13 protein-coding genes are annotated in these 12,888 nt (G+C 65.7%); 4 read left to right on the top strand and 9 right to left on the bottom strand.

Translation table 11 applies throughout. The annotated features are described in order from the left end of the window. The first annotated feature begins 51 nt into the window (after positions 1-51). Positions 52-609, top strand: coding sequence for a GNAT family N-acetyltransferase (locus ASG92_RS26775; RefSeq protein ID WP_082579767.1), 558 nt, complete (start codon positions 52-54; stop codon positions 607-609). 12 nt (positions 610-621) lie between these two features. Here ASG92_RS26775 and ychF read toward each other — a convergent pair whose 3' ends face one another. Next, positions 622-1,707 carry a redox-regulated ATPase YchF gene (ychF, locus tag ASG92_RS26770; RefSeq protein WP_056636193.1) on the bottom strand — a complete coding sequence of 362 codons (1,086 nt, stop codon included), beginning with the start codon at positions 1,705-1,707 and terminating at the stop codon, positions 622-624. A gap of 142 nt (positions 1,708-1,849) precedes the next feature. On the opposite strand from ychF, the gene ASG92_RS26765 reads away from it, so the two are divergent. Then, a complete protein-coding gene (locus ASG92_RS26765; RefSeq protein WP_056636067.1) occupies positions 1,850-3,163 on the top strand; it encodes a DNA recombination protein RmuC in 1,314 nt (437 codons plus the stop codon). Between the two features lie 24 nt (positions 3,164-3,187). On the opposite strand, the gene ASG92_RS26760 is transcribed toward ASG92_RS26765, so the two are convergent. Both ASG92_RS26760 and ASG92_RS26755 read right to left on the bottom strand, forming a co-directional pair. Continuing rightward, complete coding sequence (locus tag ASG92_RS26760) at positions 3,188-4,264, bottom strand: 4-hydroxy-3-methylbut-2-enyl diphosphate reductase (RefSeq protein WP_056636064.1); 1,077 nt, start codon at positions 4,262-4,264, stop codon at positions 3,188-3,190. Positions 4,265-4,315: 51 nt separating this feature from the next. After that, positions 4,316-5,164 carry a hypothetical protein gene (locus tag ASG92_RS26755; protein ID WP_056636061.1) on the bottom strand — a complete coding sequence of 283 codons (849 nt, stop codon included), beginning with the start codon at positions 5,162-5,164 and terminating at the stop codon, positions 4,316-4,318. A gap of 179 nt (positions 5,165-5,343) precedes the next feature. On the opposite strand from ASG92_RS26755, the gene xseA reads away from it, so the two are divergent. Next, positions 5,344-6,642, top strand: coding sequence for an exodeoxyribonuclease VII large subunit (gene xseA, locus ASG92_RS26750; protein WP_056636058.1), 1,299 nt, complete (start codon positions 5,344-5,346; stop codon positions 6,640-6,642). A gap of 93 nt (positions 6,643-6,735) precedes the next feature. Then, complete coding sequence (locus ASG92_RS26745; protein ID WP_056636190.1) at positions 6,736-6,987, top strand: exodeoxyribonuclease VII small subunit; 252 nt, start codon at positions 6,736-6,738, stop codon at positions 6,985-6,987. A gap of 52 nt (positions 6,988-7,039) precedes the next feature. Here ASG92_RS26745 and ASG92_RS26740 read toward each other — a convergent pair whose 3' ends face one another. The 6 genes from ASG92_RS26740 to ASG92_RS26715 form a co-directional block, all read right to left on the bottom strand. Further along, positions 7,040-7,894: a polyphosphate kinase 2 family protein gene (locus ASG92_RS26740; protein ID WP_056636055.1), complete on the bottom strand. Its 855-nt coding sequence runs from the start codon at positions 7,892-7,894 to the stop codon at positions 7,040-7,042. Positions 7,895-7,930: 36 nt separating this feature from the next. Further along, on the bottom strand, positions 7,931-9,151 hold the full coding sequence (locus ASG92_RS26735; RefSeq protein WP_056636053.1) for a pyridoxal phosphate-dependent aminotransferase: 1,221 nt from the start codon (positions 9,149-9,151) through the stop codon (positions 7,931-7,933). 205 nt (positions 9,152-9,356) lie between these two features. Then, positions 9,357-10,313 (bottom strand): ABC transporter substrate-binding protein, encoded by a 957-nt coding sequence (locus ASG92_RS26730; protein WP_056636050.1) that lies wholly within the window; start codon positions 10,311-10,313, stop codon positions 9,357-9,359. Further along, on the bottom strand, positions 10,310-11,056 hold the full coding sequence (locus ASG92_RS26725) for an ABC transporter permease (protein WP_056636047.1): 747 nt from the start codon (positions 11,054-11,056) through the stop codon (positions 10,310-10,312). The genes ASG92_RS26730 and ASG92_RS26725 overlap by 4 nt, the downstream gene beginning before the upstream one ends. Continuing rightward, positions 11,053-11,766 carry an ABC transporter permease subunit gene (locus ASG92_RS26720; RefSeq protein ID WP_056636042.1) on the bottom strand — a complete coding sequence of 238 codons (714 nt, stop codon included), beginning with the start codon at positions 11,764-11,766 and terminating at the stop codon, positions 11,053-11,055. Before ASG92_RS26720 ends, ASG92_RS26725 begins: the two co-directional genes overlap by 4 nt. Continuing rightward, positions 11,766-12,863 carry an ATP-binding cassette domain-containing protein gene (locus tag ASG92_RS26715; protein ID WP_056636039.1) on the bottom strand — a complete coding sequence of 366 codons (1,098 nt, stop codon included), beginning with the start codon at positions 12,861-12,863 and terminating at the stop codon, positions 11,766-11,768. The genes ASG92_RS26720 and ASG92_RS26715 overlap by 1 nt, the downstream gene beginning before the upstream one ends. Positions 12,864-12,888: the final 25 nt, after the last annotated feature.

Below are 12,888 nucleotides of genomic sequence, written 5' to 3'. Positions count from 1 at the left end.
GTCTCTTGACAAGACCCTTGAGTCGCGAGTGCAGCGCGTAGACTGCTCACCATGGTTACGGTGACGCTCCGACCTCTCGAGGACGGCGACCTCGATCGGATCTTCGCTTGGGAGAGTGACCCTGCCAGCGTTCGACAGGCGGCGTTCACCCGGCCGGACCCTGGCGATCGCTCGGCCTTCGACGCCCACTATGCCCGGATCCTCGCCGACCGCGACGTGCTGCTCCGCGCAGTGCTCACCGAGGGCCGGCTGGCAGCGACGGTCGCTAGCTTCACCATGGAGGACGAGCGCGAAGTCACCTACTGGGTAGACCCCGCGCAACGTGGTCTCGGGATCGCTTCTGCAGCCCTGGCCGCGCTACTCGAGCTCGACCACACCCGCCCACTATTCGCCAGAGTGGCCGACCACAACTCTTCATCAGCGAAAGTGCTCACGCACTGCGGGTTCACGCAGATCGGCACGGAGCGCTCCTACGCCGACGGCGTCGGACACGAAATTGACGAACGCATCTTCCGCCTCGACGGCACGGCATCGTCCGGTGAAACGAATCCGGCGCAGCCCGCGGCGGTTGGCCCCCAAGTCTCCGCCGGCCCCGCTACTACACGTTAGACCGCAACGCGACTACACGTTGAAGCGGAACTCCACCACGTCGCCGTCGGCCATCACATATTCCTTGCCTTCGATGCGGACCTTGCCGCGGGACTTCGCCTCGGCCATGGAACCGGCAGCGATGAGGTCTTCGAAGGACACAACTTCGGCTTTGATGAATCCGCGCTGGAAATCGGAGTGGATGACGCCCGCGGCCTGCGGCGCGGTGTCGCCCCGGTGGATGGTCCAGGCGCGTGTTTCCTTGGGTCCTGCCGTCAGGTAGGTCTGCAGCCCGAGGGTGTGGAAGCCGACGCGGGCCAGCTGGTCCAGGCCGGATTCGTCCTGCCCGTTCATTTCCAGCATCTCGCGGGCTTCTTCCTCGTCCAGCTCCACGAGGTCGGACTCGAGCTTGGCGTCGAGGAAGATGGCGTCTGCAGGAGCCACCATGGCTCGCAGTTCCTCCTGCTTTTCCGGGCTGCCGAGGATCCCTTCGTCCGCGTTGAAAACGTAGATGAAGGGCTTGGCCGTCAGGAGGCCGAGCTCCTTGAGGTGCTCCATCTCCAGTTTGTCGCTCATGACCGACGAAAAAATGGTGTCGCCACGTTCCAGCACAGCCTGGGCCGCCTTGATGGCAGCCAGCTCGGCTGCTTCCCGTTTCTTGATCTTGACTTCTTTTTCGATCCGGGGAATAGCATTTTCGATGGTCTGAAGGTCGGCCAGGATCAGCTCGGTGTTGATGGTCTCCATATCCGAGCGGGGATCCACCTTGCCGTCGACGTGGATGACATCGGGGTCGTCGAACACGCGGACAACCTGGGCGATGGCCTCGGCCTCGCGGATGTTGGCGAGGAACTTGTTACCCAGGCCTTCGCCCTCCGACGCACCTTTCACGATCCCGGCGATGTCCACGAAGGACACGGGGGCGGGCAGCAGCCGCTGGGATCCGAAAATGGCCGCCAGCTTCGCCAGGCGGGGATCCGGCAGGTTCACGACGCCGACATTCGGTTCGATGGTGGCGAACGGATAGTTCGCCGCGAGGACCTGATTGCGGGTCAGTGCGTTGAAAAGGGTTGATTTGCCGACGTTGGGCAGTCCGACGATGCCAATAGTAAGAGCCACGGACATTGATTCTACCCGTAGGCGGCCGCCCGTGGCTCGTCGCCCGTACGGTGACGGGCTCCGGAACGCATTGTGCGGCTCGTGTTGCTGCGGTTCCGTTGCCTTCGGCAAAAATGTCACACCTGCATGCCAGAGTGAAGGCATGGAACCTTTTGCAGTCATTCTGGCCCTACTGATGCTGTTGCTGGGCGCCCTGGCCGGCGCTGCCTTCGCCTACACGGTTTTGCGCCGCCGGAGCGTCGCCCTGGAAGCGGACTTCGACGGCGTTTCGGCGCGCCTGTCTGAGGTGAGCGCCCAGTTCGCCGCCGCCGACGCGGAGCGGAGGCTCCTGGCAGCCCAAAACCGGGAGCTGGGTGAGTCCCGCCAGCAGGACGGCAGCGTGCTGCGGGCGCTGGCACCGGTGGCGGAAAAGCTGACTGCGGTGCAGCAACAGGTCTCCCTGCTGGAGCGGGACCGGCTGGAACAGTACGGGCAGCTGGCCCAGCAGCTGCAGGAGGCCAGGCTCTCGGACGAACAGCTGATGCGCTCCACGCACGCCCTCGAATCGGCGCTCCGCTCGAACAGCGCACGCGGCCAGTGGGGAGAAGTTCAGTTGCGCCGGGTGGTGGAGGCCGCGGGGATGCTTCGCCACGTCGATTTCCACGAGCAACTGCACAGTTCCGGGGCCGAGGCCTCGGTCCGTCCGGACCTTGTGGTTCAGCTTCCGGGTGACAAGCAGCTCGTCGTGGACGCCAAGGTGCCGCTGTCCGCCTACCTCCGGGCGCAGGACCTCGGCCAGCCGGACAGCGACCGGCAAGGGCTGAGCCAGTCCTCCCAGCAGGACCTCCTGACCGCCCACGCAAAGGCCCTCAAGGCCCACGTGGATGCCCTCAGCAGCAAGAAGTACTGGGACATCTCGGGAAACTCGCCGGAGCTTGTCATCTGCTTCCTGCCCGCCGAGTCCATCCTCGCCGCCGCGCTCTCCGCCGATCCCGCCCTGCTGGACCATGCCCTATCCAAGAACGTGGTGCTTGCCTCCCCCGGCACGCTGCTGGCCGTGCTCAAGTCCGTTGCGTTCACCTGGCGCCAGGACGTCCTCACAGACAGCGCCCGGGAGCTGTTCGAGCTCGCCCGGCAACTGTACGAACGCATGGGGACCCTCGGAGAAAACGTCAGCAAGCTGGGCTCGTCCCTGAAATCCTCCGTGGACCGCTACAACTCGATGGTCGGCACCCTGGAGGCCCGGGTCCTCCCCACGGCCCGGAAACTGAATGCGCTGGACGCCGCTGGGCTGGTCACGCCGCCGGCCGTCCAGGTCACGCCGCGCTCCGTTTCAGCTCCCGAGCTTCAGTCCCGGGACCAGGCAACGGGTCAGCTGGGCACAGTCCACGGAAGCACCGTCCAGGGAAGCGCAGTCCAGGGCAGGACAGTTGGAGAACCCGCGGCGGAGCCGGAGGCGGAAGACGACGCCGCCTAGGGAGACGCCGCCCAGGGACAAGATCTAGTTTGAACGCCTGCCGCCGAGCGCCCGTGAGACGTCCCCGGCTTTCTTGAGGGTGGCACGAAGTTCCTTCGGCAGGGAGAAGAGCAGATCCTCTTCCGCGGTGACAACTTCCTCCACGGCGTCGTAGCCGTAGTCGGACAGGAGACGGAGGACGTCCTTGACGAGAACTTCCGGCACGGACGCTCCCGAGGTGACGCCCACCGTGGCGACGCCCTCAAACCAGGCTTCGTCCACCTCGTTGGCGAAATCCACGCGGTAGGAGGCCTTGGCGCCGTATTCGAGCGCCACCTCCACCAGGCGCACGGAATTGGACGAGTTCGCCGAGCCGACCACGATCACCAGGTCCGCCTGGGGGGAGATCTTCTTGATGGCCACCTGACGGTTGGTCGTGGCATAGCAGATGTCGTCGCTGGGCGGGTCCTGGAGCGTGGGGAAGCGCTCCTTGAGCAGCCGCACCGTTTCCATGGTTTCGTCGACGCTGAGGGTGGTCTGGGAAAGCCAGATGACCTTCTCGGGGTCCCGGACCGTCACTTTGTCCACTTCGTGCGGGCCGTTGATGATCTGGATGTGCTCGGGGGCTTCTCCTGCGGTGCCCTCCACTTCCTCGTGGCCGTCGTGGCCGATCAGCAGGATGTCGAAGTCGTCCTTCGCAAAGCGGACCGCCTCCTTGTGGACCTTGGTCACCAGGGGGCAGGTGGCGTCAATAGTCCGCAGTCCGCGGTCCTCCGCGGACTGGACGACGGCCGGAGAGACTCCGTGAGCGGAGAAGATAACCAGGGCGCCTTCCGGGACCTCATCGGTTTCATCGACGAAGATGGCCCCTTGCTCCTCGAGCGAGCTGACCACGTGGACGTTGTGGACAATCTGCTTGCGGACGTAGACGGGCGGCCCGTAGTGTTCCAGCGCCTTCTCGACGGCGATGACGGCGCGGTCCACACCGGCGCAATATCCGCGGGGAGCCGCCAGCAGAACTTTCTTGGGGCCGGCCACCGGTGCCGCAGCGAGCACTTCCTCCGGCGAACGCCGCCTGCGCGGGACTGTTGGCATCGAAAGGGAAACTGCTGAGGAGGTCATTTCTCCATGCTACCGGTTAAGGGACTTCGCCCCGGGCGGGGTAGAGCCAGCTCACACCCGGCGTGAAGGGCCCCCGATGACCCGAATGAGCAGACCCGCTGCGAGGAGAATTGCGCCGGCCACCGAGGCGGCAAGGATCCAGGACCCAAACCCTGCCGCTGCCGCCGCCACGAACTCCCGTTTGAAGAGGTCCGCCATTTCGTTTCCGCTGGCAGTACCTGTCACCGCGTCCGAAGCCCGGCCCGATGCCAACGTCCACAATCCGGCCAGCCCCAGGCCGCCGAGGCCCGTCACCGCCAGCACCTTCCAGCGGCGCCGCGCCGTCACGAGCGCCAGCAGAAACGCCACACCGGCACCGAAGGCAAGGCTGTAACCGACCGGAGAGTACACGGAAACGCGTTCGATCAGCTGGCGCTGGCTGGACTGTCCGAGGTTCACCAGCGCCTGCTTCGGCGCCTCCAGCGGGACGTCCACCTTGTCGGAGATCTGCTTCATCGCCAGCGCAACGAGAGGGGCCACATCAAGGGTCAGCGACGTGGCGGAATCTGCTTCGGGCGGCAGCGTTGCCGAGTCAGCGAAGTTGAGGCGGTGGCTCTTGCGCAGCGTTTCTTCCCAGGCGGCCGGGTACTCCGGCAGGCCGGTGAGCGATGAAGCCGCCGATTCCAGCAGCGGGCGTACAAGCTGGGCCACCGGACCGGGCAGGCCGGCCCCTGCGTCAATGCTGCCCACGGCGGCGGTCGCCAGCCGTTTTTGGAACGCCGGATCCTTGCCCAGCGGTGCCGCGAGGGCCACAAAGCCATACTCCTGCACGACGTTGCGGTCAACCCAGATGGCCGGCACGGCAACGGCGGACAACAGCAGACCAAGGACGACGGCCAAGGCCGCAACAAAAGAGCGCAAAGGATTCCTAGCTGGTCGGGTTCCTGGCTTGTCGTTGGGACACTGCCATCCTAGGGGCGCCGCCTCCCGATCAAAAATGTCGCCGCCCGGTGGTAGAGCTATGGATAGAGTTGGTTAACCCACCGCGAAGGCAAAGGACCGCCACATGCAACAGGCAATCGCCGCCATCGGGGCTGCACATGGCTGAAAATGCCACGGTGCCGGCCGCCGGGCCCACCACGGTGCCTGCCACCGCGGCAGACACCACCCCGGACAACCCCTGGCCACTGCAGTTGCTCTCGCAGAAACTCAAGACCCACATCGAGCGGGCACCGGCAGCCTGGGTCGAGGGGCAGGTAATCGAGCTGAACCGGCGCGGCAGCAGCGCATTCCTCACCCTCAGGGACGTGGATGCCGAAATTTCGCTGCCCGCGTCAATCTGGTCCAACGTCCTGGACCGTCAGGAAACGCCGATTGAACGCGGAAGCAGGGTTGTGGCGCTCCTCAAGGCCGAATTCTGGCTGAAGACCGGGCGCGTGAACATGTCCGTCAAGGACATCCGCCCCGTGGGCCTCGGCGACCTCCTCGCACGGATCGAACGGCTGCGGCATGCCCTCGCCGCCGAAGGCCTCTTTGCCGAGTCGCGGAAGAAGCGGTTGCCCCTGCTCCCCCACCGGATCGGCCTCATCACCGGGCGCGACTCCGATGCCAAGAAGGACGTCCTCCGCAACGCCGCCCTGCGCTGGCCGGCAGTCGAATTCGAGATCCGCGAAGTCGCAGTCCAGGGAAACACGGCAGTGTCGCAGGTGGTCGGGGCACTCCGGGAACTCGACGCCCGCGCTGACGTCGACGTCATCGTCATTGCCCGCGGCGGCGGGGCGCTTGAGGACCTCCTGCCCTTCAGCAGCGAGGAACTCATCCGCGCTGTGGCGGGCGCGCGAACACCCGTTGTCAGCGCCATCGGCCACGAAGCCGACCGCCCCATCCTGGACGATGTGGCCGATCTCCGGGCGTCCACCCCCACGGACGCTGCCAAGCGGATTGTCCCCGAAGTCTCGGAGGAGCTCGCCAGGGTCCGGCAGGCGGAGGCCCAGCTGCGCCGCTCTGTCACGCAGCTCGTGGCCCGGGAAACCGATCGCCTTGCGGCGGTGCGCTCGCGCCCCGTGCTCGCGGCTCCGGAAGGCATGGTCACCGCGCGCGCCGAAGACGTGGACCGGCTCACCAGGCGTTCCACCGCAGCCATCAGAACAGCCGTCACCAGGGCGGCCGATCAGCTGGTCCATCTGCAGGCGCAGGTCCGCTCCCTCTCGCCCCAGCAGACCCTGGACCGTGGTTACGCCGTGGTCCAGGTCTCCGGGAACACGGGATCTCCCGGCACCGGCGGCACCGTGGTGCGCCATCCATCGCAGGCTCCCCGTGGAACTGGACTCGCCATCCGCGTTGCCGGCGGACGGTTCGGCGCCGAATCCACCGGCGGATCCGACGCCGCAGATGCCTGACCCCAAATTCCAAGGAGCACCGTGAGCGACCAAACCAGCGGCACCAGCCAGACCAACGGCACCCACCCCACCGACACGACAGGCCAGACCACCATGACAGAGCACTCCACCGGCGCCGACAACAGCAGCGCGGCAGCTTCCGCCGGTCAGCCAGACATCGAGTCCCTCAGCTACGAGGAAGCCAGGGAACAGCTGGTGGGCGTCGTGTCCAAGCTCGAAGCCGGCGGGACCAGCCTCGAGGACTCACTGGCACTTTGGGAACGGGGCGAGGCACTGGCCAAGCGCTGTGAAGAGTGGCTCGAGGGTGCCCGCAAGCGGCTCGCAGCTGCCCGCAAGGACAGCTGAGCGCCCTACAGGGGACAGCTAAGCGCCCGCAGGCGGACCAGCCAGACTCGTCTCAGGACCTCTCGGCCAGGCGCCGCTCCGCGTCGACGTCGAACTCAGCCTTGGGCCACTCCAGCTTGAGCGCCATGAGCGCCTCGAGCAGCAACTGCTGCACCGCAATCCGGGCGTACCACTTCTTATTCGCGGGCACTACGTACCAAGGGGCGCCTTCGGTGTTGGTCGCATCGAACACGGCCTGATACGCCGCCATATAGTCATCCCAGAAGGCGCGCTCCTTCAGATCCCCGGTGTTGTACTTCCAGTGCTTCTCCGGCTTGTCCAGCCGGGCCAGCAGCCGCTCCTTCTGCTCGTCATTGCTGATATTCAGCATTACCTTGATGACTGTGGTGCCCACCGCCGTCTGTCGGGCTTCGAACTCGTTGATGGCGGCGTAGCGCCGCTGGATTTCCCTCGGGTCGGCCCAGCGGTGGACACGATGGATCAGGACGTCCTCGTAGTGGGAGCGGTCGAAGACACCCATCATGCCGGCCGCAGGCACTTCCTTTTCGATCCGCCAGAGAAAGTCGTATGCCTTTTCTTCCGGTGTGGGCGCCTTGAAGGACTTGAACTGGACGCCCTGGGGATCCATGGTGCCGAGGACGTGCTTCACAATGCCGCCCTTACCCGCGGTATCCATTCCCTGCAGGACGAGCAGGACCCTCTTGGTGCCCCCGAACTTGGACTCTGCGAACAGCTGCTCCTGCAATTCGGCCAGCTTGCCGTCAAGGTCGGTGAGCAAGGCCTCGCCGTCGGCCTTGTTCCCTGTGTAGCCAGGCGTCGAGTCAGGATCGACGTCCGCGAGGCTGAAGCCCTTGTCCACCTTCAAAGTTCCGGAGGGGAACTTCTCGAACTCCACGACGCCGGCCATGGGGACCTCTTTCCACACGTTGTATGTGGGAACAGGCTAGTTCCCCTGATACCTGCTGAGGAAGTCTCCCATGCGTCCGATTGCTTCCTCGATGTCCTTGACGTTGGGCAGGGTCACCATCCGGAAGTGGTCAGGCCGCACCCAGTTGAAGGCCCTGCCGTGGGACACCAGGATTTTCTGCTCCTTCAGCAGGTCCAGGACGAACTTCTCGTCGTCCCGGATGTGGTAAACCTCGGGATCCAGCTTGGGGAACAGGTACAGGGCACCCCTGGCCTGCTGGGTGCTGACACCGGGAATGGCATTCAGCATGTCGTACGCCTTGTTCCGCTGCTCGAGCAGCCGGCCGCCGGGCAGGATCAGGTCGTTGATGCTCTGGTAGCCGCCCAGCGCCGTCTGGATGGCGTGCTGCGCCGGCACGTTGGCGCACAGCCTCATGTTGGCCAGCAGGTTGATGCCTTCGAGGTAATCCGAGGCATCCTTCTTCGGCCCGGAAATGCCCATCCAGCCCGCGCGGTAGCCGCAGACGCGGTAGGCCTTGGACAGCCCGCTGAACGTCAGGCACAGGACGTCGTCTCCGGTGAGGCCCGCCATGTTCACGTGAACGGCATCCTCGTACAGGATCTTCTCGTAGATCTCGTCGGCGAAGATGACCAGGCCGTGCTTTTCCGCGAGGGCCACGATCTTGCGCAGCGTGCTCTCCGGATACACGGCGCCGGTGGGGTTGTTCGGGTTGATGACCACGATGCCCTTGGTGCGCGGCGTGATCTTTGCTTCCAGATCATCGAGGTCCGGCTGCCAGCCCGATTCCTCATCGCAAAGGTAATGCACCGGACGGCCGCCGGCCAGCGCCACGGAGGCGGTCCACAGCGGGTAGTCAGGCGTGGGGATCAGGATTTCATCCCCCTCCTCCAGCAGCGCCATCAGCGACATCGTGATGAGCTCGCTGACGCCGTTGCCCAGGTAGATGTCGTCCACATGGATGTTCTGGATGCCGCGCGTCTGGTAGTACTGCGAGACGGCCGTGCGGGCAGAGAAAATGCCGCGGGAGTCGCTGTACCCCTGGGCATGGGGCAGGTGGCGGATCATGTCCACGAGGATCGCGTCCGGCGCTTCAAAACCGAAGGGGGCCGGGTTTCCGATGTTCAGTTTGAGGATGCGGTGACCCTCTGCCTCCATCTGCTGGGCGGCCTGAAGAATCGGTCCACGGATGTCGTAAAGGACATTATGAAGCTTGGTGGACTGCTTGAATTCTGCCATTCATCAAATATGCCATATGCGGGATGTACTTCCGCGGAGACATCGCTCACACTGCGCCGGCGGATCGGCTCGGTCCGGTTCCGCGGCTCAGACGCCGACGGCGGCTGCCGGCACTCCCGTTGGAGGAGTCCGGCAGCCGCCGTCGTGATGTGGTTCCGCGTCAGGGGCCTTCAGGGCTCGGCGGCCCTATGCCGCCTGACCAGGGTTACTTGACGATGCCCTTGTCCTTGAGCCAGGCCGCGGCGGCATCCTTTGCATTCTGCTTCTGGGTGCCGCTGACCGCACGGTTGAGGTTGATGAGGTCTTCAGTGGTCAGGATCTTGGAGACGCTGTTCAGTGCCTCCTTGGCCTTGTCCGTCATCTTGGCTTCGTTGTAGAGCGGCAGCACCTGCTGGGCCTTGAAGTTGTTCTTGGGGTCTTCCAGCACCACGAGGTCGTTGTCCGCGATGGACGGGGTGGTGGTGTAGATATCGGCCACCTGCACGTCGTCCGTCAGGAGGGCCTGGAGCGTCAGGTTGCCGCCGCCGTCACTGAACGGCTTGAGTGCCTTGAGTTCACAGCCGTAGTTCTTCTTCAGCCCGGGGAACCCGTAGGCACGGGTTTCGAAGGTGGCCGGCGCTGCCATGGTGAAGTCCTTGCAGACCTTGGCCACGTCCTCGATGGATTTCAGCTGATACTTTTCGGCGGTGGCCTTGGTGACCACCATGGCGTCCTTGGACTCGGCCTTGGCCGGCTCCAGCACTCCGAGGCCCTTGGGAAGCTTGCCGGGCAGGGCCTTGTAGATGTCATCCGCGGCAACTTCGGGAGCCTCGGCATCCACATGGGAGAGCAGGTTTCCGGAATAGTCCGGAACGACGTCGACGGAACCGTCCTGGACAGCCTTGAAGTAGATCTCACGGGAGCCGATGTTGGGCTTGGTGGTGGCTGTGATGCCGGCCTGGTTCAGGGCCCCGGCATAGATCTCCGCGATGATCTGGCTCTCGGGGAAGTCTGCGGAACCGACCACCAGGGAGCCGCCCGCCGTCGCGCTACCCGCGCTGGTGGTGGGGGACGACAGCGGATTGCCGCTGCTGCAGGCCGATAGGGCGATGGCAATGCCGACACCTGCGGCGAGGCCGCCCAGGCCACGGCGGGTGAGGGTCGTGCGGATGGGGTGCTTCATAGGGTGCCTCCTTGAACAGCGGCCGCCGCGGGTGCGGCAGCCGTGAGATCGGTGGCGGCCGCGCGGCCGCCCTTGGAACCGGTGGAAAGTCCGGGGGAAACGAGCAGCTTCTGCACTGCGGCCAGGATGAGGTCGACGGCGATCGCCAGGCCTGCGATCAGCAGCGAGCCTGCCAGCATCCGCGGAAAGTCCTGCAGGACCAGTCCGTCAAAGAGATAGCGTCCGAGGCCGCCCAGCGGAAGGTAGGCCACGACGGACACGGTCGCGATCACCTGGAGCACGGCCGTGCGGATGCCGCCGAACATCACTTGAAGTCCGTTCGGAAGCTCCACGCCGAACAGGATCTGCAGCTCCTTCATGCCCATGGCCCGCGCCGCATCCACCACCGTCGGGTCCACGCTGGATATGCCGGCGTAGGTGCCGGCGAGCAGCGGCGGCACGGTGAGGATCACCAGCGCCCACACCGGCGGCATGAGGCCGCTGCCGGCGATCAGGGCAAACAGCACCAGGAGTCCGAGCGTGGGCAGGGCGCGCAGGGCGCCGGCAACGGCCACGGCTGCAACGCGGCCCCTCCCCGTGTGCCCGATGTAGAGGCCCACCGGCACGGCGATGGCTGCGGCGATGACAAGGACGAGGCCGCTGTACTGCAGGTGTTCCAGCAGTCGGGTGGCGATGCCGGAACTCCCGGACCAGTGTTCGGGGTCCGCGAGCCAGGCAAACGTCTCGGTGAAGATGTTGCTCATGACCCGGCTCCCGCGTGCACCTTTGATTCGGCAATGAATTCGGCGCCCGACCTCGCGTCGGGCCTGGCGGGCGCGGCCGATGCCCGGGTCCACGGCGTGAGCAGCCTCTCCAGGAGGACCAGAACCGCATCCATCAGCAGCGCCAGCAGCAGGATGGCGACGATCCCCACCACCACCTCGGTGACGAACGCCCGCTGCAGCCCGTCCGTGAACAGCATGCCGAGGTTTCCCACCCCGAGCAGCGCTGCGACGCTCACCAGGGAAATATTGCTGACGGAAACCACGCGGAGGCCCGCGAAAAGCACCGGCAGGGACAGCGGCAGGTCAATCTGCAGGAAGCGGGCCGCGGGCCTGTAGCCCATGGCCACCGCCGCCTGCCGGAGGTCATCAGCCACGGAATCGAAGGCGTCCATGGCCGCCCGCACCAGGAGGGCCACTGCATAGATGGTCAGGGCAACGACTACGTTAATCGGGTCCAGGATCCGCGTCCCCAGCAGGGGCGGAAGGATGATGAACAGCGCCAGCGAGGGAATGGTGTAGAGGAGTGAACTGACGGTGGTCACCAGGGACCTCAGCGCAGGCTGCCGGCGGGACAACTGGGCCAGCGGGATGGAGATGAGCAGCCCGAGGATCATCGGAACCAGGGCCAGGACCAGATGCTGTCCGGCCCGTTCAAAGACCATGCCGCTGTTCGCCAGGAACCAATCCATCAGAGTGCGCCCTGCCGGACCCGGCGGGCCGATTCAATGACGGCCAGCACTTCGGCCGCCTTCACGACGCCCGCGGCCCGGCCCGCATCATCCACGGCGACGCCCAGCCCCGACGGCGAGGACAGGGCTGAGTCGAGGGCGCGCCTCAGGGTGTCGCCCGGCCGGAACAGCGAACCGCCCGGAATGAGTTCGGAGTCGGTGCCCGGACCTTCCCAGCCCAGCGGCCGCGCTTCCGCGTCCACCACGAGGCGCCAGCCGTCTGCGGTCTCCGGACGCCCGGCGGCGCCGCCGCCCCGGGTGACTGTCGGCACGGGATGGACGGCGACGCCGTCGGCAGTGGTGAACGCGAGGTGCCGGAACCCGCGGTCCCGGCCCACGAAGGAGGCCACGAAGTCGTTGGCCGGGGCGCGCAGGATCTCCTCCGGAGTGGCGTACTGCGCCAGTTTGCCGCCGACCGCGAAGACCGCCACCTTGTCCCCCAGGACGGTGGCTTCGTCGATGTCGTGCGTGACAAAAACAATCGTCTTGGCAAGATCGCGCTGGAGCCGCAAGAGCTCCTGCTGGAGTTCGTCCCGCACCACCGGATCCACGGCGCTGAAGGGCTCGTCCATGAGGAGCACCGGCGGATCGGCCGCGAGCGCGCGCGCCACGCCGACCCGCTGCTGCTGCCCGCCGGAGAGCTGGGACGGATACCGCTTCCCCAGCCCCGAGGCCAGCCCCACGACGTCGAGCAGTTCCTCCGCACGCTTGCGTGCGTCCGCCTTGGACACGCCGTTCAGGCGCGGCACCGTGGCGATGTTGTCCAGGACCGAACGGTGCGGCATAAGGCCGGATGACTGCATGACGTAACCCATGGACCGGCGGAGTTCGGCGGCCGGCACCGTGGTGACGTCCTTGCCGCCGACTGTGATGGTTCCTGAGGTGGGCTCGACCATCCGGTTGATCATGCGTAGGGAAGTGGTCTTGCCGCAGCCTGACGGTCCGACGAACACCGTGATGGAGCCTTGGTCGATGGACATGGTCAACCCATCCACCGCCGGCTGCCCGCTCTGGTACTGCTTGGTGACGCTCTTGAACTCAATCATGGCTTCGGCCATTCCCGGGATTACCTAACTGTTGGGC

It is taken from the genome of Arthrobacter sp. Soil736, assembly GCF_001428005.1.
Classification (GTDB): Bacteria; Actinomycetota; Actinomycetes; order Actinomycetales; family Micrococcaceae; genus Arthrobacter.
Note: the sequence above shows the minus strand (reverse complement) of the source record. Positions and strands in the feature narration are given on the sequence as shown.

Bases quoted from the DNA above. Each gene is read 5' to 3' on its own strand.
- ASG92_RS26715 (WP_056636039.1), bottom strand. From the start codon at position 12,863: ATGGCCGAAGCCATGATTGAGTTCAAGAGCGTCACCAAGCAGTACCAG.
- ASG92_RS26725 (WP_056636047.1), bottom strand. From the start codon at position 11,056: ATGAGCAACATCTTCACCGAGACGTTTGCCTGGCTCGCGGACCCCGAA.
- xseA (WP_056636058.1), top strand. From the start codon at position 5,344: ATGGCTGAAAATGCCACGGTGCCGGCCGCCGGGCCCACCACGGTGCCT.
- ASG92_RS26740 (WP_056636055.1), bottom strand. From the start codon at position 7,894: ATGGCCGGCGTCGTGGAGTTCGAGAAGTTCCCCTCCGGAACTTTGAAG.
- ASG92_RS26720 (WP_056636042.1), bottom strand. From the start codon at position 11,766: ATGGATTGGTTCCTGGCGAACAGCGGCATGGTCTTTGAACGGGCCGGA.
- ASG92_RS26775 (WP_082579767.1), top strand. From the start codon at position 52: ATGGTTACGGTGACGCTCCGACCTCTCGAGGACGGCGACCTCGATCGG.
- ASG92_RS26760 (WP_056636064.1), bottom strand. From the start codon at position 4,264: ATGACCTCCTCAGCAGTTTCCCTTTCGATGCCAACAGTCCCGCGCAGG.
- ASG92_RS26730 (WP_056636050.1), bottom strand. From the start codon at position 10,313: ATGAAGCACCCCATCCGCACGACCCTCACCCGCCGTGGCCTGGGCGGC.
- ASG92_RS26735 (WP_056636053.1), bottom strand. From the start codon at position 9,151: ATGGCAGAATTCAAGCAGTCCACCAAGCTTCATAATGTCCTTTACGAC.
- ASG92_RS26745 (WP_056636190.1), top strand. From the start codon at position 6,736: ATGACAGAGCACTCCACCGGCGCCGACAACAGCAGCGCGGCAGCTTCC.
- ASG92_RS26765 (WP_056636067.1), top strand. From the start codon at position 1,850: ATGGAACCTTTTGCAGTCATTCTGGCCCTACTGATGCTGTTGCTGGGC.